This window comes from Bacteroides reticulotermitis JCM 10512 (assembly GCF_000517545.1).
Classification (GTDB): Bacteria; Bacteroidota; Bacteroidia; order Bacteroidales; family Bacteroidaceae; genus Bacteroides; species Bacteroides reticulotermitis.
In genome coordinates this window covers 124272-141853 of record NZ_BAIV01000008.1, presented here as the reverse complement: position 1 = coordinate 141853, position 17582 = coordinate 124272, and the positions used below count along the sequence as shown (strand labels likewise).

12 protein-coding genes and 4 pseudogenes are annotated in these 17582 nt (G+C 44.0%); 2 read left to right on the top strand and 14 right to left on the bottom strand.

Annotation, left to right across the window (positions count from 1 at the left end; genetic code table 11):
- Window positions 1-211: 211 nt before the first annotated feature.
- Window positions 212-1879: a formate--tetrahydrofolate ligase gene (locus tag JCM10512_RS06845; protein ID WP_044161638.1), complete on the bottom strand. Its 1668-nt coding sequence runs from the start codon at window positions 1877-1879 to the stop codon at window positions 212-214.
- 311 nt (window positions 1880-2190) lie between these two features.
- Here JCM10512_RS06845 and JCM10512_RS06840 point away from each other — a divergent pair, with 311 nt between their 5' ends.
- The gene (locus JCM10512_RS06840) at window positions 2191-2724 is read left to right on the top strand and encodes a hypothetical protein (RefSeq protein WP_044161637.1); all 534 of its coding nucleotides are present in this window, start codon (window positions 2191-2193) and stop codon (window positions 2722-2724) included.
- Here JCM10512_RS06840 and JCM10512_RS06835 read toward each other — a convergent pair.
- Window positions 2718-3730: pseudogene (locus tag JCM10512_RS06835) on the bottom strand (SDR family oxidoreductase). The gene JCM10512_RS06840 and the pseudogene JCM10512_RS06835 sit on opposite strands and share 7 nt — an antisense overlap.
- A 407-nt stretch (window positions 3731-4137) precedes the next feature.
- Between JCM10512_RS06835 and rfbD the strand changes: the two are divergent.
- A complete protein-coding gene (gene rfbD, locus JCM10512_RS06825) occupies window positions 4138-5055 on the top strand; it encodes a dTDP-4-dehydrorhamnose reductase (protein WP_044161633.1) in 918 nt (305 codons plus the stop codon).
- Window positions 5056-5187: 132 nt separating this feature from the next.
- On the opposite strand, the pseudogene JCM10512_RS06820 reads toward rfbD, so the two are convergent.
- The 12 genes and pseudogenes from JCM10512_RS06820 to JCM10512_RS06765 all read right to left on the bottom strand — a co-directional run bounded on the left by JCM10512_RS06820 (window position 5188) and on the right by JCM10512_RS06765 (window position 17453).
- Window positions 5188-6071: pseudogene (locus tag JCM10512_RS06820) on the bottom strand (F0F1 ATP synthase subunit gamma).
- 73 nt (window positions 6072-6144) lie between these two features.
- Entirely contained in the window at window positions 6145-7728 is a 1584-nt protein-coding gene (atpA, locus tag JCM10512_RS06815; protein WP_044161631.1) for a F0F1 ATP synthase subunit alpha, read from the bottom strand.
- Window positions 7728-8288, bottom strand: coding sequence for a F0F1 ATP synthase subunit delta (locus JCM10512_RS06810; protein ID WP_044161630.1), 561 nt, complete (start codon window positions 8286-8288; stop codon window positions 7728-7730). The genes atpA and JCM10512_RS06810 overlap by 1 nt, the downstream gene beginning before the upstream one ends.
- Before the next feature lie 5 nt (window positions 8289-8293).
- A complete protein-coding gene (gene atpF, locus JCM10512_RS06805) occupies window positions 8294-8797 on the bottom strand; it encodes a F0F1 ATP synthase subunit B (protein WP_044161628.1) in 504 nt (167 codons plus the stop codon).
- A 12-nt stretch (window positions 8798-8809) separates the two neighbouring features.
- The gene (gene atpE, locus JCM10512_RS06800) at window positions 8810-9067 is read right to left on the bottom strand and encodes an ATP synthase F0 subunit C (protein WP_044161626.1); all 258 of its coding nucleotides are present in this window, start codon (window positions 9065-9067) and stop codon (window positions 8810-8812) included.
- Window positions 9068-9140: 73 nt separating this feature from the next.
- Window positions 9141-10277: a F0F1 ATP synthase subunit A gene (atpB, locus tag JCM10512_RS06795; RefSeq protein WP_044161706.1), complete on the bottom strand. Its 1137-nt coding sequence runs from the start codon at window positions 10275-10277 to the stop codon at window positions 9141-9143.
- Window positions 10261-10695, bottom strand: coding sequence for a hypothetical protein (locus tag JCM10512_RS06790; RefSeq protein ID WP_044161624.1), 435 nt, complete (start codon window positions 10693-10695; stop codon window positions 10261-10263). Before JCM10512_RS06790 ends, atpB begins: the two co-directional genes overlap by 17 nt.
- A 56-nt stretch (window positions 10696-10751) precedes the next feature.
- Window positions 10752-10997, bottom strand: a complete 246-nt coding sequence (locus JCM10512_RS06785; protein ID WP_044161623.1) for a F0F1 ATP synthase subunit delta/epsilon — start codon at window positions 10995-10997, stop codon at window positions 10752-10754.
- Window positions 10998-11036: 39 nt separating this feature from the next.
- Window positions 11037-12550: pseudogene (atpD, locus tag JCM10512_RS06780) on the bottom strand (F0F1 ATP synthase subunit beta).
- A 319-nt stretch (window positions 12551-12869) separates the two neighbouring features.
- Window positions 12870-14035, bottom strand: a pseudogene (gene purT / locus JCM10512_RS06775) (formate-dependent phosphoribosylglycinamide formyltransferase).
- 1528 nt (window positions 14036-15563) lie between these two features.
- Window positions 15564-16808, bottom strand: coding sequence for an acyloxyacyl hydrolase (locus JCM10512_RS06770; protein WP_044161621.1), 1245 nt, complete (start codon window positions 16806-16808; stop codon window positions 15564-15566).
- Between the two features lie 21 nt (window positions 16809-16829).
- On the bottom strand, window positions 16830-17453 hold the full coding sequence (locus JCM10512_RS06765; protein ID WP_044161619.1) for a chloramphenicol acetyltransferase: 624 nt from the start codon (window positions 17451-17453) through the stop codon (window positions 16830-16832).
- Between the last annotated feature and the right edge of the window lie 129 nt (window positions 17454-17582).

Sequence of the window (17582 nt, the reverse complement as noted above, 5' to 3'; positions counted from 1 at the left end):
CAGAAATTTATTGTTTACATTTCAACTATTCAACAGCAAAATACCTATAAGTAGGTATGCGAGTTTGATGATAGACTAGATGATATCGTGTTATTACACATAAAAGGCTCCCTTATTTGAATCATCCTCCAGCAATGGAAAATTTACAAATAAGAGAGCCTTCTATCAAAAAGATCTCAAAGAGACCTTATATTCTTGTAAGATATGTTCTTTAACTCAGTCCTTCAATTTCTCCGTCTACAATATCGATATGCAACGCTTGAGGATCTTTCGGTAGTCCCGGCATACGGAGTATCTCACCGGCAATGGCAACAATCATCTCAGCACCGTTATTGATCACAATGTCTTTGATGTGGAACTCAAAATTATCCACCGCACCGTAAATCTTCGGATCGGCAGAGAAGGAATACTGCGTCTTGGCAATGCAAATCGGATAATGGGTAATACCCATCTTCTCGATGAGTTTAATGCGGTTACGAGCTATACTGCTATACGTAATCACACTGGCTCCATAAATCTGAGAAGCTACTTTCTCGATCTTTTGTTGTACGCTGTCTTCTTCTTTATAAGTGAAGTGCAAAGGTTTAGACGGCTGCTTCTCGATGGTATCTACCACCAGGCGAGCCATGTCTACGGCTCCTTCGCCTCCTTCGGCAAAGGCGCTGTTGATGGTAAAGCCTACACCTAACTCCGCACAGTGTTCGCGTAGCAGCTCCATCTCTTCGTCGGTATCGGTCGCGAAACGGTTGAACGCAACAATTACGGTCTGCCCGAACGAACGGAGGTTGCGGATGTGCTTATCGAGGTTACGAAGCCCTTCACTCAACCCCTCCATGTTGGGTTCGGCAATCCGGTCGAGACTAACTCCTCCGTGCATCTTCAAGCCTTGTGCGGTAGCAACAATTACAGTCAGGCAAGGTTGCAGGCCGCTCTTACGACACTTGATGTTATAGAATTTCTCCGCTCCGAGGTCGGCACCGAATCCGGCTTCCGTTACCACATAATCTCCATAGGTCATGGCCATCTTGGTAGCCAGAATCGAATTACATCCATGGGCAATATTGGCAAACGGGCCTCCGTGAACAAAGGCCGGCGTATTTTCGGTAGTCTGAACAAGGTTGGGATGGATGGCGTCTTTCAACAGCACGGTGATTGCTCCTGCCACACCGAGGTCTTTCACCGTGAATGGCTTATCGTCGTAGGTGAAGCCTAAAAGGATATTCTCGATGCGTCGACGTAGGTCTACATTATCTTTAGACAGACAAAGGATTGCCATTATTTCCGATGCAGGCGTGATGTCGAAACCGGATTCTTGCGTGATTCCATTGCTCTTGGGACCTAATCCGACCACAATGCTACGCAATGAACGGTCGTTTACGTCGATCACCCGACGCCATAATATTTCTTTCAAACCAAAGCCTTTCGACTGATTCTGATACAGGTAGTTGTCCAACAGCGCGGCAATCATGTTATGCGCGGAAGTTATGGCATGGAAGTCTCCGGTAAAGTGCAAGTTGATTTTCTCCATGGGGAGTACTTGGGCATATCCGCCTCCGGCCGCTCCTCCTTTCATCCCGAAACAGGGACCAAGCGAAGGCTCACGAAGAGCGACAATGGCCTTTTTACCGATTTTATTAAGTCCCAACGCCAAACCGATGGAAACGGTCGTTTTGCCGATTCCGGCTTTAGTGGCTGTAATAGCAGTAACTAATATAAGCTTACTCTTTTTCAGCTTCTCTTCATCAAGCAGGTCTTCGGGGACTTTTGCGATATACCGACCATAGTTCTCGATTTCCTCGTACGGCATCCCGATACTCTGGGCTACTTCTTTGATTTTTTTCAGTTCTACACTGCGTGCTATTTCGATGTCTGACTTCATAAAGAAAAAGAATTAGTAGGGTTTTGTTTTCAAACCACAAAATTAGCAAATTGCTTCGTACTAAAAAGGATTCGATCTCAAAAAAGCGCTAAAATAGGCTATTTATCACTTTATTCGCTGAGTTTGGTGATCTTCATGCAAAGAGGTGATTGAGAAGGGATACGTATATAAAAGTGATTCTTACGGAAAGGGTATTAATTCGTTAGAGACATACAGTGTCTTTCTCTATAATTACATTCGAACATCGAGTGGTTTATAGCCGGTTATCTCATTTTTATTTCTATATTTGTACGCAACAAACCTTTGCAAAGATGAAGAAACTGTTTCTATACCTTTTGCTGGTACTTGCCAGTACCTTTGCGAATGCACAGTCTGAAATTCCTTCCGATAACATTCGCCAGACTCCCGACGTCAATATCAAAGAGATTGGCGGCTTCTTGTTGGACATGGGATTGATGAATGTAAAGCCTCCCCAATTGCCCGAATTGAAATTGGATATGCCGAATGCGACGAAAGATTACAATCAGATCTTTCGCTTCAATACCGATGCTATATATACGCAGGGGTTCTCAAACGCCTTTTCTACTTCCGGGTTCTACAGTCCGGGGTATAGCTGGGGATTTGACTCATCGGCTCAGTTTATGCAGATGGGTAGCTTCAAACTGAAGAACGGTATGCGAATTAATACCTACGGCGATTATGACGAGAAGGGTTGGAGAGTGCCTAACCGCAGTGCTATGCCGTGGGAAAGGAACAACTTCCGGGGAGCCTTTGAACTGAAATCGTCTAACGGTGCTTTTGGTATTCGCTTTGAAGTGCAGCAAGGGCGGCATGCCCCCTACTGATTCATCGCACGGTCTGCCGCCAATTGGGAACGGACGATACGATCGCACCACGCGTCAAACTCGAGGTCCGGAGTTTGCGTTACCGAGTGGGTCAACATATACTCCACCGACTGTCTCAATCCGTCGGCCATGGAGACATGGCATACAAAATCCGGCACCAACCGCTTAATCTTTGAATTATCGAAGACTGCGGTAACCGCTTTATCACCGAGTAGTTCGCCCATGAAATCATATTTCCCCTGATGTCTGGCCAAGAACTGAGAGGCAACATACAAAGCGTTTAAAGGTTTGCCCAATGCATCGGCGATGACTTCGTAAATCTGATTCCACGTCATACTCTCATCACTGGTAATATGAAAAGCATGCCCAATTGCATGCGGATTGGCCATCAGCCCGACGTATCCCTTGGCAAAATCTTTGGAATGCGTCAATGTCCACAGCGAGGAGCCGTCACCGGGAATGATTACCGGCTTTCCATCCAGTATACGCTGAAGCACCTGCCAGTTTCCATTGTTTCCATGCAGGTTCACGAGTGCTTTCGTCCCGTTGTAAGTATGGCTCGGGCGTACGATGGTAACTGGGAACCCTTCCATGCGATAAGCCTCCATAAGCACCTCTTCAGCGCGATCTTGTGCCGGGAGTATTGCCAATAGGGATTTGTCAAAGGGGTGCTCTCTGTGATTCGATGATCTGCCGAAGGCTTCTGGTAAGCAGAGGCGCTACTTATATAAATGTATTGCTTGGTCTTCTGACGAAACAGACGGATGTCTCTCTCTACATCTGCGGCCGTATACCCGATGAACTGGGCTACAACATCAAAATGATCGGCTGCTATCGCATCGGCAACAGCTTTTTCATCCTGAATATCGGCAATGATGCTACGCACTCCTGCTGGCATCTTCTTCGTTCCCCGGTTTAGCAAAGTTATCTCCCACCCTCTTGCCAAGGCCAACGCAACGACGTCTGTACTAATAGTACCTGTTCCTCCAATGAATAATGCTTTCATACTCGTTCATGTAATTTGTTTCTTCTAAAAAACAAATATAAGAATAGTTTGCTTGAGTTTATCGCAAACCGCTGCAAAAAAGCTTTTTACTTGCTTCATAAAGGTAGTTCTCGGTTGCTTTTGCCCAATAAAGGAAACCCAAACGCGGCATACGACATCAATTAAGTGAGCAAGAAGCCTTAATATAGATAGAATTGGATACTCCAAATCTTAATCTATGTTATAAAACACACTTTTCCCTTTGGATAGTTTGCAAATGTCGCAAAAGCCCGTATCTTTGTACTGTGTTTTTCATAGTATTAGATTTAAGGTTAACAAAGGTTGGAGCAAGGCGTTGCTCCTTTTTTTTTGCCCATACGTTTCAACCCTCCACTCAATTGACTATCTTTGTTTAAAAATAGAGCCTTATGAAAGACATCTTGATAATCGGTGTCAATGGATTTACCGGACGGCAGATACTGAATGATCTATCCCAGCAATCAAAATATAAAGTAACCGGAAGTTCGCTACATGCGGATGTGCAGCCAGCGAATGCAGCCAATTACCGTTTCATTGAGACGGATATACGGGACTTCGCAACTACCCGGCAGCTGTTCGAAGCGATTCGTCCGGATGTCGTTATCAATAACTCCGCCTTATCCGTACCCGACTACTGCGAACTGCACCGGGAAGAAGCTTATCAAATGAATGTTACGGCCGTAGAACAGTTGGCTCATCTCTGCGAAGCATACGGCAGTCGTTTCATACATCTTTCTACTGACTTCGTTTTCGATGGGGAAGCTATGCAACTCTATACCGAAGCACACACGCCTGCCCCGGTTAACTATTATGGATCTACCAAATGGAAAGGTGAAGAAAAGGTAGCCGGTATCTGTAGCAATTATGCGATTGTCCGGGTGGCCATTGTGTATGGGAAGACCTTACCGGGACAACATGGTAACATTGTGGAGCTGGTAATAAAGCGTCTGCAGGAAGGGAAAGAAATCCGGGTAGTGGCTGATCAGTGGCGTACACCCACGCATGTGGAAGATGTATCTCAAGGGGTATCGCTGTTAGTGGAAAGCAATGCAAACGGAATCTTCCATATCTGTGGCAACGACTGTCTGTCGATTGCGGAGGTTGCTTTGCTGGTTGCCCAATCGATGGGAGCTGATCAATCGCTGATTCAGTCGGTCACAACAGACGAGATGAATGAGGCAACCCCTCGCCCTCGCTTTAGCGGAATGAGCATTGAAAAGGCTCAAAGCCTGTTGGGGTACTCTCCGCGTTCGATGGAAGCGGGTATCAAACAAATAATCGGTGAATTGAATCGTCCGAAGGTATAAATCCGAAAGAATTTGCGTGAGTTGTTTACGGCCTAGTGCTGTCGTCTGACAGCTGAAAAGCAAACTCCCCGGATTCGTACGTTAATGCGTATCAACCCGGAGAGTGAGTAGTTGTTATCTACGTCTATCAGTTTACTTCATCGAACCACCGACAATATCCAGTAATTCGTTGGTAATAGCTTGCTGGCGTGACTTATTATATTGCTTCGTCAAATCTTCGATCAGTTCATCCGCATTATCCGTAGCTACTTGCATAGCCAAGGTTCGGGCAGCGTGTTCAGAAGCATTTGAGTCGATTGCCGCCGTGAAAAGCTTTTGGCTCAGCACAGTCGGTATCAAATCGGCAATGAGTTGTTCGGCATTAGGCTCTATGATGTAGTCATTCACGATCGCATGTTCTACCTCTTTCTGATCAATCTCATCAACAGTAGCTGTGAGGTCAATTGGTAGATATGTTTCATGAATCAAGGTCTGTACGCCCATTGACCTGAAGTGATGGAAAATAAGTTCTACGCGGTCTATCTCTTCGGATATATACATATCCATCAAGCGACGAGCCAAGGCAAATGCTTCCTGGTAAGTCGGTTTGTCAGCCAGGCTTTGGTAAGTTGCATGTGCTTGAAATCCGGCACGTTTGACAGCTTCTTCTACTTTCTTACCAATCGGGAACACTAAGACGTTCTCTTTACCCAACGAACTGTATTCATTGATAGTCTGAACGGTCTTCTTTATGACATTGGCATTGTAAGCACCACAAAGTGATGTATTCGAAGAAAAAGCCACAATGCTACGCGCTTAACTTCTCGTTCTTTCACAAAAGGAGATTCTACCGATAGATCAGCACTTAAGAAGTTAGAAAGTATCTTGTTCAACTTCTTCTGATAGGGTAGCATGTTTTCGATGGCTCCTTGTGCCTTATGTAATTTGGCAGAAGCCACCATCTTCATTGCTGAAGTGATTTTTCGGGTACTTTTTACCGAATTTATTCTGGTTTTTACTTCTTTCAGTGAAGCCATGACAATTGATTTTAAGTTATGAATGATGAACGATTAACGCTTGAAAGCCCCAAATGCCCATCATCCAAAATTATTATACGTATTGCTTTGAGATCATGCTGGCCGTCTCTTCGATAATCTTAGCTACATCATCGTTGATCACACCGGTCTTCAATACATCCAACACATCTTCTTGGTGATTCCGTTGCAACGCATCAAGGAAGTTACGCTCAAAGTCTGCTACCATCTCTAATGGAACATCGCGCAGCAAACCGTGAGTACCGCAATATAGAGTCGCAATTTGGTGCTCTACAGACATTGGCTGGTATTGTCCTTGTACTAATAAGAGAGAGTTCTTACGTCCCTTGTCAATTGTCAAGGCAGTTACAGCATCCATGTCACTGCTAAACTTAGAGAATGCTTCCAATTCACGGAATTGGGCTTGGTCAATCTTCAGGGTTCCGGCAACTTTCTTCATAGCTTTCACTTGTGCGTTACCACCCACACGCGAAACTGATATACCCACATTGATTGCGGGACGAACTCCTTGGTTGAAGAGGTCGGTTTCGAGGAATATCTGTCCGTCGGTAATTGAAATTACGTTGGTTGGGATATACGCTGAAACGTCTCCGGCTTGTGTCTCGATGATAGGCAGAGCGGTCAAAGAACCTCCTCCTTTTACGATACCTTTCAAGCTTTCCGGTAAATCGTTCATCTCACGAGCCACTTCTTCCTGGTTGATTATCTTAGCTGCACGTTCCAACAGACGGGAGTGCAAGTAGAAAATATCACCCGGATAAGCTTCACGGCCTGACGGACGACGTAGAATCAAGGATACCTCACGGTAGGCTACTGCCTGCTTGGAAAGGTCATCATAAACTACGAGGGCGTGACGGCCGGTATCGCGGAAGAACTCACCGATGGCAGCACCGGCAAACGGGGCATAATATTGCAAGGCAGCCGGATCACCTGCTGTTGCAGCTACTACAATCGTATAATCCATGGCTCCGTTCTCACGAAGTGTGTTTACGATTGAAGCTACTGTAGATCCTTTCTGGCCAATGGCTACATAAATACAGTAAACGGGTTCTCCTGCCAGGAAGTTACTACGCTGATTGATAATCGTATCAATCGCAATCGCAGTCTTTCCGGTCTGACGGTCACCAATGATCAACTCACGCTGTCCACGACCAATGGGGATCATGGCATCTACTGCCTTGAGTCCTGTCTGCAAAGGTTGATTCACAGGCTGACGGTAGATTACCCCGGGTGCTTTACGCTCCAAAGGCATTTCATATTGTTCGCCTCCAATCAGTCCTCTTCCGTCTAGGGGTTCTCCCAGCGGATCAATCACACGTCCCAACATTCCTTCACCTACACGGATTGAAGCAATGAGTTTGGTTCTTTTTACTGTAAAGCCTTCTTTAATTTTATCGGTCGGACCTAACAGCACAGCACCTACATTATCCTCTTCAAGGTTCATTACGATGGCCTTGATACCATTATCAAATTCCAGCAATTCATTGGCCTCGGCATTCCGCAGTCCGTAGATACGCACTACACCGTCGCTAACTTGCAACACCGTACCAATTTCGTCGAGCTGTACGTTGGCATCGATTCCTTCAAGTTGCTTGCGCAATATATCCGATACTTCGCTAACTTTTATATTCTCAGACATTATACAATTCTCCTATTCTTATCAATAAATTGTTGTTTTACTCGCTTCAATTGCGTAGCAATACTGGCATCCAACCTATAATCATTGATATCGAAAATGAAACCACCTTCTATGGATGGGTCCACCACCGTATTCAATTCGATTTCGGCATGCAGGATACGTGCGGCAGTAGTACGGATACGCTCTCCGGTAGCTTCGTCCACCGGGACTGCTGTCGTGAGCTTTCCTACACCAATGTGCTTCAGGTTCCGGTACAAATCCAGATACATAAGCGCCATAAACTGTAGGTATCCTTCCCGACGATGCTCCAACACTAGATTTATAAACCGGGTAAAGGTGTCACTAGGGGCTTTATTGCCACTGGCGGCGGTACAAAGCAGCTGATGCTTTTCCTTCACCGGGAGTATAGGGTTATCAAGTGCTTCACGCAAGCGAGGCTGGGTACGAAAGCTATCGGACAATGTGACAAGCTCTTGATAGAGCTTATCTTCCACGCCTTTTTCCTGCGCGTATCCCATCAGTGCTTTTGCATACCGCATTGAGAGTATTCCGACTTCCATTTTCCTTAGTTCCTATTCTTTGTTAATACTTCATCCAGCATTCGATCGATCATGCCCATTTGAGCATCTTTATTGCTGAGGTTACTGCGAAGTACCTTTTCAGCAATGTCAACCGATAGAAGAGCTACTTGGCGGCGAATGTCGCGGATCGCTTCTTCCTTCTCAATCTGAATTTGTTGTTTTACCGCATCAAGCTCTTTCTGAGCAGATATTTCGGCTTTCTTACGGGCCTCTTGAACAATTTTATCACGTTCTTGCATGGCCTCTTTCAGGATTCGTCCTTGTTCCTTGTTGGCAGCAATCACAAGAGCCTCTCCTTCTTCCTTCAATCGGGAAAGTTGGACGTTGGCTTCTTTGGCTACTTCCAAGGACTGGTTAATATAGGCTTTACGGTCTTCCACCATCTTAACGATGATGGGGAAACCGTATTTTGCCAATACTATAAACACAACCCCGAATGTGAGAACCATCCAGAAAAGGAGACCACTTTCAGGTAATAGTAATCCCATAACTATTCTTTTTTATAAGAAGAATACGAGTAAACAAACTACTACAGCAAGCAAAGCTACACCTTCAATCAAGGCTGCTGCAATAATCATATTCATACGAATATCTCCTGATGCTTCCGGCTGACGAGCAATAGCTTCCATAGCCGAACCACCAATTCTACCAATACCTAAACCAGCTCCGATTACTGCAAGTCCTGCACCAATAGCTGCACCTAATTTACTAACTCCTACTGCTGCTGCAGTGGCTTGTAACAATACTGATAAGATCATAATTTTCAGTTTTTAAAATGGTTTATATTTTCTTGTTTATTTATTTACGCGTTGCGTTTACTAACAATCGCTCTTATTTTTTCTCTTCGGTTTCAACCTTCACACCCTCCTGCGCCAAACCGATAAATACGGCTGAAAGCATGGTGAATACGTAGGCTTGAATAAAGGCTATAAGCAGTTCAAGCGCATTCATAAAGATATTGAATACCACAGAAGCTACCGAGAGCGTTCCATTCAGTGCCGGTCCCATACTTGCAGAGATAAAGATCAAACAAGTCAGTACCAACATAGCCATATGCCCTGCCAACATATTGGCAAAAAGACGAATCATCAAAGCAAATGGTTTTGTAAAGACACCAAAGAGTTCAATTACCGGCATCATCGGGATCGGAACTTTCAACCACCAAGGTACATCCGGCCAGAATACATCTTTCCAATAATGCTTGGTTCCGAAAATGTTAACTGCCAGAAACGTACAGATGGCAAGTACCATCGTAATGGCTATATTACCCGTAACATTGGCTCCTCCGGGGAAGAATGGAATCAATCCCATCAGGTTGTTGATGAATATAAAGAAAAACGCTGTCAACAAATAGGGAGCAAACTTACGATAGTTCGGTCCTGCACAGCTCTTTATGATATCATCGTTCACCATCATGATAAACATTTCCATGAAACCGATAAAACCACCCGGTGTTACTGAATCATGTGAGTGCTTGCGATACCAACGTGACACACCCAGCACAATCACCAACAGCAACATGCTATTAAAGATCAGGGCGAAGGTTACTTTCGTTATGGATATATCCCAAGGGCGAACTTGCTCACCTGCTGCGTTGTATTCTACCAATTTGCCTTCATATTTACTTCCGTCCGGTGCGATAGAAAGCCCTTCATAAGTGCCTCCATTCTCTGCCAAACGAGAAGAGAGAAATGTATGCCAACCGGTAGTGCTACTATAAACGATGATAGGCAATGGTATGGTAAGATGCGTTTCACCCCACGTTGTGATATGCCATTCGTATGAGTCGCCAATGTGTCCGAATACAATTTCTTTCACATTAACCGTCTCTTTTTCCTGATGCGCTTTGGCTACCGTATCTGTCACTTGCACTTGCTCTTGCACCTGTTCTTGTGCAGAAGCCGGAAGCCCAATCACCATCAGGCAGGTCAAAAGTAACGGAGTTACTAGGTTACGCAATTGTTTCATTTCTATTTTCATTTTTACTTTTCCGTTTCCGGTTCATCTCAAACGAGAAAAAGAACCAAGTTTCGTATATCAAATACAGCAGATAGAACGCGATGAACGTTAGCAAGAAGGCTCTTGCCTCTTCACGAACAACCCAACAATAGATCATCAACAGGAACAGTGAGAATATCATCTTCAATACTTTCATGGCCATATACATCAGCAGCATTTTCTGCGGGGCATGTCGGCGGCAAGCATCGAACATATAAATACCAAACAAACCGAAAAGGTAAAAGAATACCGGTATAAACGGGTAACCGCTGAAATAATGCCCAGGTAGGGCCTTATGTAAAACGACTGCTCCGACTCCTCCACAAAGTAATGAAAACAAGGTAAGTAAGCCGATAAAGTTCCGTTTGGTTTTAGTTATATTCATCATGTCACTGTGTCTTTCTATAATAAGGTTTCGTTTCTTTCAATCTTAGTGATGTGCTTTCAGGAGATACAGACGGAAGCTATCCCATCGCTCAGTTCTATAAAACCGCCCTGAATATCCAGCGAATGTTCTCCATCATCCATTGTAATGTAACTCAAAGTCCCCGCTACCAGCGACGAGACAATGGGTGCATGCCCCGGAAGTATAGAAAACGAACCGATAGTTCCCGGCAATGTGACTATTTTCACATCTCCATCAAATATACTTTTTTCGGGCGACACAATACTCAAATGTAGTTCTTTCATCACTTAATCTCTTTATTCTATTCTACAATACTCGTTTTACTATTTTGTCTGTTCCAACAGCTTCTTGCCCTTCTCTATCGCATCTTCAATCGTACCAACGTTCAAGAAAGCTTGTTCGGGCAGGTAGTCTACTTCACCGTCAAGGATCATTTTAAATCCTTTGATTGTATCTTCGATAGCAACAATTACCCCCGGTACACCGGTAAACTGTTCGGCTACGGCAAATGGCTGCGACAGGAACGTTGTACACGACGTGCACGGTTTACAACTGTTTTATCTTCTTCGGAAAGTTCTTCCATTCCCAGAATAGATATAATATCTTGCAGTTCTTTGTTACGTTGCAGAATCTGTTTCACACGCTGTGCGATGTCGTAATGCTCCTGGCCCACAATGTGCGGGTCGAGAATACGCGAAGTAGAAGCCAATGGGTCTACAGCGGGATAAATACCTAGCTCGGTAATTTTACGATCGAGCACAGTGGTTGCGTCCAAGTGACTAAAGGTTGTTGCTGGTGCAGGGTCGGTCAAGTCATCCGCAGGTACGTATACAGCTTGTACAGATGTAATTGATCCTTTGCGGGTAGATGTGATACGTTCCTGCATAACACCCATTTCGGTAGCCAACGTCGGTTGGTAACCTACGGCTGAAGGCATACGTCCCAAAAGAGCGGAAACTTCCGAACCTGCCTGAGTGAAACGGAATATATTGTCGATAAAGAACAAGATGTCGCGTTTTTCTCCTTCGCTTCCCGCGTCACGGAAAGATTCGGCTACTGTCAGCCCGGAAAGAGCAACGGAAGCACGTGCTCCGGGAGGCTCATTCATCTGTCCGAAGATCAAGGAAACTTGTGACTTCTCAAGTTCATCGTAGTCGACTTTCGATAGGTCCCAATCGCCTTTTTCCATACTTTCTTTGAAAGCTTCTCCGTAGCGGATAACACCGGACTCAATCATTTCGCGCAAAAGGTCATTACCTTCACGAGTACGCTCTCCTACTCCGGCAAATACGGAAAATCCATTATGCTTTTTCGCAATATTATTGATAAGTTCCTGAATCAGTACGGTCTTGCCTACACCGGCTCCACCGAACAATCCGATTTTACCTCCCTTGGCATAAGGCTCAAGCAGGTCGATAACTTTGATTCCGGTAAAAAGGACTTCCTGTACAGTGGTCAGTTCGTCGAACTTAGGTGGCTCACGGTGAATGGGATATGCGCCATCACGATCAAGGTCTTTCATTCCGTCGATCGAATCGCCAACAACATTCAATAAACGTCCCTTAATTTGTTCGCCAATCGGCATTGTGATAGGATACCCGGTAGGACGCACTTTCATACCCCGTTGAAGTCCATCAGTACTATCCATGGCTACAGTACGTACAGTATTTTCACCAATGTGCTGCTGCACTTCTACAATAAGTATTTTGCCGTTTGGGCGTTTAATCTCCAGTGCATCGTGGATGCTTGGTAATACTAATTCAGCATCCGCACTTTCGAAGTACACATCAACCACAGGGCCGATAACCTGAGAGATATGTCCGATAATTTGTGACATAAGCAATCTTTTTTATATTGTTTTTTTCTTTTCTATTGACTGATAATATGAGAAGAAAACTTCGTGTTTTATCATTACTACACCGAATACATTTAACGGCAAACCTCTATACTTTGTTCAGATTTCCGTTTATGTCGTAAATTATAGTAAAGATGTAACACTGCAAATGTAGAAACAAATTAGCATCATCGTTCCCTTTTTCTTATATTTTTTTGTTCAATAACACTTATTAGCCCTATAAATACTACAAACGATTCCAATTCCACGCATTCAGAATTCAGCGGTGTTGCAAACGCTGGAGAAATAAGGCGTTTCCTTCCTAAAAGACTTCTACCTTTGCTGCAATCCGTTTGGCCTTATCCCGCAGTGCGTCTAGGTTTTCTCCCAAAGGTGCATAGCAAAGCACCACCCCCATGCGACGGTTGATACGTGTGTACGGTTTGCCGAATATTCGCAAATAAGTATCTTCTTCCTGAGTCACTTGTTCCAACCCGCGATATTGCGGAGACTCATCACTCGAAATGGGTGAAAGAATAACAGCACTGGCTCCCATCCGCTCCAGTTTAATATTTGGTATAGGCAGTCCGAGCACAGCTCTGAGATGCAGTTCAAATTCGTTTAAGTTCTGCGTACCGGCCAAAGTGACCATACCGGTATCATGCGGACGCGGAGATAGTTCGGAGAAATAAACACCATTTTCATGGCTTAAGAAAAACTCGACTCCCCAAAGTCCCGCACCGGTTAACGCCCGGGTAACCTTTTCCGCCATCTCTTCCGCTTCTTTTAAATGCATCGGATCAATTGGTGCCGGTTGAAAGCTTTCACGGTAATCGCCTCCTTTTTGAACATGGCCGATTGGAGGACAAAATAAAGTGGGACCATTCTTCTGAGTAACTGTCAGCAAGGTTATTTCGCTGTCGAACTTTATAAACTCTTCGATGATAAGTTCACGTATATCTCCTCGACTGCCACTGCATCCATATTCCCAGGCATGTTCCAGTTCATCGGCCGTTTTCACAAGTGATTGCCCTTTGCCGGAAGAAGACATCAATGGTTTCACTACACAGGGAAAGCCTATTTGAGCTGCTGCTACTTTCAACTCTTCCAAAGTTTTGGCATAGAAGTATTTCGCTGTTTTCAAACCCAATTCTTTGGCTGCAAGGTCGCGGATTGCTTTTCGATTCATCGTGAAGTTAACAGCGCGGGCACTGGGGACACTTGAATGCCTTGCTTCTCAAAATCGTATAGGCACTCCGTGCGGATAGCCTCGATCTCGGGGACAATGATATCCGGATCATTCCTTCTTACGATGGTTTCCAATTGTTTTCCATCGAGCATATCGATTACATCAAATTCGTCGGCAACTTGCATAGCAGGCGCACAGGAGTAGCAATCACAAGCAACAACGTGTTGTCCTTTACGTTTAGCAGAAATAGCGAACTCTTTTCCTAATTCTCCGGAACCGAGTAACAGAATTCTCTTCATTATCTTCAGAATTTTATGTTAAGTGTGCAAAAATAGCATATTTCATCGAACTTTGTATATGCTACGGATTAATACTTTAACGAATATTAAGGTACAGCGTTATTTCTGATAGGAACAATTGTAGCCAAACCTTCTACTCATTGACCTTTCAAAAGGTTTTAACTTACTGATTTTGAATTGAGATACAATTGATAAGGGCTGACTTGCGCTGCTAGTTCAATTAATCGGATATAAAATGAAAGGAGCACTAACCTATAAATAGATTATTTCTTTCTTCGGGGCTTGACAGAAGCACTTTGCACAATGATACAACACTCTTATGACTAAATCACTTTTTTCTGTATCATTCAGTATATCAGCTACTTATTTTGCGTCTTCTTTTTTTAGATCACTTTATTCCGATGTGCGATAGCTGTTGCTCATTTTCTCCCCAAAAAGGGTTTTCAATTCACCAACCCAACCTTTTTAGAACCGTATCGTACGCAACTATTCGTAGATTTAAGCAGTCGTTTTTTATATTTAGTTCCTTACTATTCCCTGTTTCATATTATGTGCGACGGCTGTTCCACAATATGTGCGACACGTGTTCCACATTATGTGAGTCAGCTGTTCCACAATATGTGGAACAGGAAATATGATGAGCAAAAAATGCCTTTCACTAGCTATTTACTACTAGCTGCCAAGGTATTTCAGCCAAGTACACGGTCTTTGGAAATCGGCATTATGTATTGAGTAAATCAGTCTCAGAAAAGAACCCGCATTGTATCAAATTAGCAATCAGCAACTTACGGCAAAAAGTGATTATGACTTGATGTCGTTTTACATTCTATCACTCTAGGTTTTATGCTGAATTCAGTTAAGGGAAGTAATGAATATCCTCTTACTGCTACTATGGATTAATGAAGCTTTATGTATAATGCCCATACTTTTGCAGGTGATCCTATTTACTGTTTCAGATAGTATACCGTAAGGCAAGAAACCTTTTTCCGGCAACCGAAGAAATATAACAAGCAGAGACAGATAGGCTGAGAGTCGGTCGAAGTAGATGCAAACGTTGGACACACAGGCATTCAGATTGATTAGCGCGCCCAAAACTAGGAAGATATCTCCCGCAAGGCTGTTGCGTGCCGACGTTATGACTTCTTTGAGAAAGTCAGGCAAGTGGGTGTAAACCTCGTCAATAACAGTGTATATAGAAGATCTGGTATCTTTATTATTTACTTACAGACACTCAAGTTGTTCAGTCGGAATTTTATTTGAAGCAGACATAAAGGCAACGTTGACAATGCTATCAGTAAACGACCCTCTTTTGTCGCCTTTTTAACAAACTATTCTATTCGTAATCAAATGATGTAATTCTTTTATTGCCTCTTGTGTGACAGCAACTGTTTCGACAAAAAACACTGCTATAATCAAGGTTAATAACCAGAGCTTTCTACTTGAAAAATAATTTACTTTAGATGAGTTTATACCACGGCTGACATGGATTCATTCCGTTTGTCTTTTTGCCAAGAGTGATAGTCGCCCATCAATAATGGCGCACTTTTGGGTACTTATTATGGAAACGGAAGCCTAAACCAAGCATCAGGTAATTGGGAGTCTTAAAGTTCTGTAGATTGTAGCCTATGTGCAGAAAAGAACTCTTGGTTACTCCTATCTTCAATGCCAATATCTGATAGAATCCTCTCATATCCCCTCGCCCGATAACATTCGTCCCCATGCCCATACTGATCGTAAAATACGGCATGACATATTCCGCACGTCCTGAAAGCCCCAAGGCCAATTGATGTTGAATCCCAGGTTTGTAAAATTGATATTGTCCGGACCCACCGCCTCCGTATTCAGAGATGTAATCTTCCGTATATACATTGGCACTGCCATCGAACACACCGTCTAAAGAAGCTCCAACTCGAAATTTATAGCCGACATTATACATCGGAGCAAAGTTAAACCCGGCTACCGGATAAGTCCCCGGAGATGCAATCTGTTTTTCTCCCAAGAACACCCCTTTCCTACGCCATGAGCCGAATAAGACTAAATCATAGCTGATATGCCGCGGAAACCGGGGGATGGCGGGCTGCGAGAAAGAACGAGTCAAATCAATATCTTCCCTATTAAAGTTATATGTTAGCCCGATCTTCGCTCCGGTCATATTGATTCCTGCATTGGGAAACTTCGTATTTCCATTCGAAAAGTGCGTAAAATCACCTCCCAATACCAAGTCTATGTGCCGGCTGAGCGTCCAATTCAGATAAATACCGGCATTGATATACGCATTCATCCGGGAACCGACTGCCCCATTATAGGAGTTATAATTATTATCATAGGGTTGCCAACCGGCTGATATACCGAAGTTCCACTCATAGTTCAATGACAACCGAGGAGTGAAGCGTGCAATCCGAGCGCCCTGAAAAAGATAAAATGCCATCGGGTCTCCCAACTGCTTACGATCGCCGAAAGTATTCAAGGATACTCCAAACCCTTGATAAGCTCCCCCGTAAATCCGGTCCGCACAGGTATTGGGACGGAATTGGAAAGAGTACTTCAAATGTCCGGAAAAGGAGGTTTCAATGGACTTCCAACGCTCGTTATCTCCTTTCAGAAAAGGATTGGTTGGGATGACATATGCCGGACGACCTTCTACCTGAATGCGATGAATAAAGCTTCGGGTTGAATCTGCTGCGGATGTTTGTGCCTTGAGAGATGCTAGTGGTAAGAAAAACCAGATAAAGCAAAGAGTTATGTGTCTGTATCCCGGCATTTTGTATTTCATTTAGTTAGTAGAACTACACGATTACAGCTTGAGTTTCTCTATAAATTTCGAAACGTGATAACCATCCATCAGTCCATGATGGCAGGTAACCGAAATGGGCAACATGAGCCGTTCTCCGTCTTTAAAGAACTTTCCGGTTGATATTTTGGGTACACTGTCGCCCGATCGCATATTGGTAGGGTGTTTCATGTCGGTAAAAGTCAGCCAGGGAACGGCCGAATAATGAATGGCATTGGGATGAAAAGTTCCTTCTTTATTCAGTCCGGTAGTTTGCTGTAAACGTTCCATTTCGGCCTTTGCCTTCCGAATAAAACCCATTTCATCGGGATCGTAGTCAAAAGAAGCAAATGAGAAAGTATGATCAGGGCGGGCAACAGTCGCCTCGGGAAAGAGGCTGTCGTAACACACAACCTGGTCGCCTTCAATGCGATAACGAAACTCCTCAACTTCAGCTGCTGCTGTAATAATTCGGTGTAAAACCAACAGAAAAAAAGAAACGTCTTTGCTTTTCGCTTCCTGATAAGAACGCGTACATTCTACGTTGACTGTTACTCCAAAGAACGGATCATCAAAAGCGCTAAAATGCTCGAAATGTTCCCTTCGATTCCAATTGGGCAAGTCTATAATCTTCTCAATCTGATTCATAAAACAAGTATTTTGTTCGGCCGTTTGCTAATGATGATGCGATGAGGACAAGTGGCCAATGCTATACAAACAACCGCTCGATCTTACCCGGTCAAGCGGTCGTTTCTTTCTATATCTCGAATGTGTTCT

Bases quoted from the DNA above. Each gene is read 5' to 3' on its own strand.
- JCM10512_RS06845 (WP_044161638.1), bottom strand. From the start codon at position 1,879: ATGAAGTCAGACATCGAAATAGCACGCAGTGTAGAACTGAAAAAAATC.
- JCM10512_RS06840 (WP_044161637.1), top strand. From the start codon at position 2,191: ATGAAGAAACTGTTTCTATACCTTTTGCTGGTACTTGCCAGTACCTTT.
- rfbD (WP_044161633.1), top strand. From the start codon at position 4,138: ATGAAAGACATCTTGATAATCGGTGTCAATGGATTTACCGGACGGCAG.
- atpA (WP_044161631.1), bottom strand. From the start codon at position 7,728: ATGTCTGAGAATATAAAAGTTAGCGAAGTATCGGATATATTGCGCAAG.
- JCM10512_RS06810 (WP_044161630.1), bottom strand. From the start codon at position 8,288: ATGGAAGTCGGAATACTCTCAATGCGGTATGCAAAAGCACTGATGGGA.
- atpF (WP_044161628.1), bottom strand. From the start codon at position 8,797: ATGGGATTACTATTACCTGAAAGTGGTCTCCTTTTCTGGATGGTTCTC.
- atpE (WP_044161626.1), bottom strand. From the start codon at position 9,067: ATGATCTTATCAGTATTGTTACAAGCCACTGCAGCAGCAGTAGGAGTT.
- atpB (WP_044161706.1), bottom strand. From the start codon at position 10,277: ATGAAACAATTGCGTAACCTAGTAACTCCGTTACTTTTGACCTGCCTG.
- JCM10512_RS06790 (WP_044161624.1), bottom strand. From the start codon at position 10,695: ATGATGAATATAACTAAAACCAAACGGAACTTTATCGGCTTACTTACC.
- JCM10512_RS06785 (WP_044161623.1), bottom strand. From the start codon at position 10,997: ATGAAAGAACTACATTTGAGTATTGTGTCGCCCGAAAAAAGTATATTT.
- JCM10512_RS06770 (WP_044161621.1), bottom strand. From the start codon at position 16,808: ATGAAATACAAAATGCCGGGATACAGACACATAACTCTTTGCTTTATC.
- JCM10512_RS06765 (WP_044161619.1), bottom strand. From the start codon at position 17,453: ATGAATCAGATTGAGAAGATTATAGACTTGCCCAATTGGAATCGAAGG.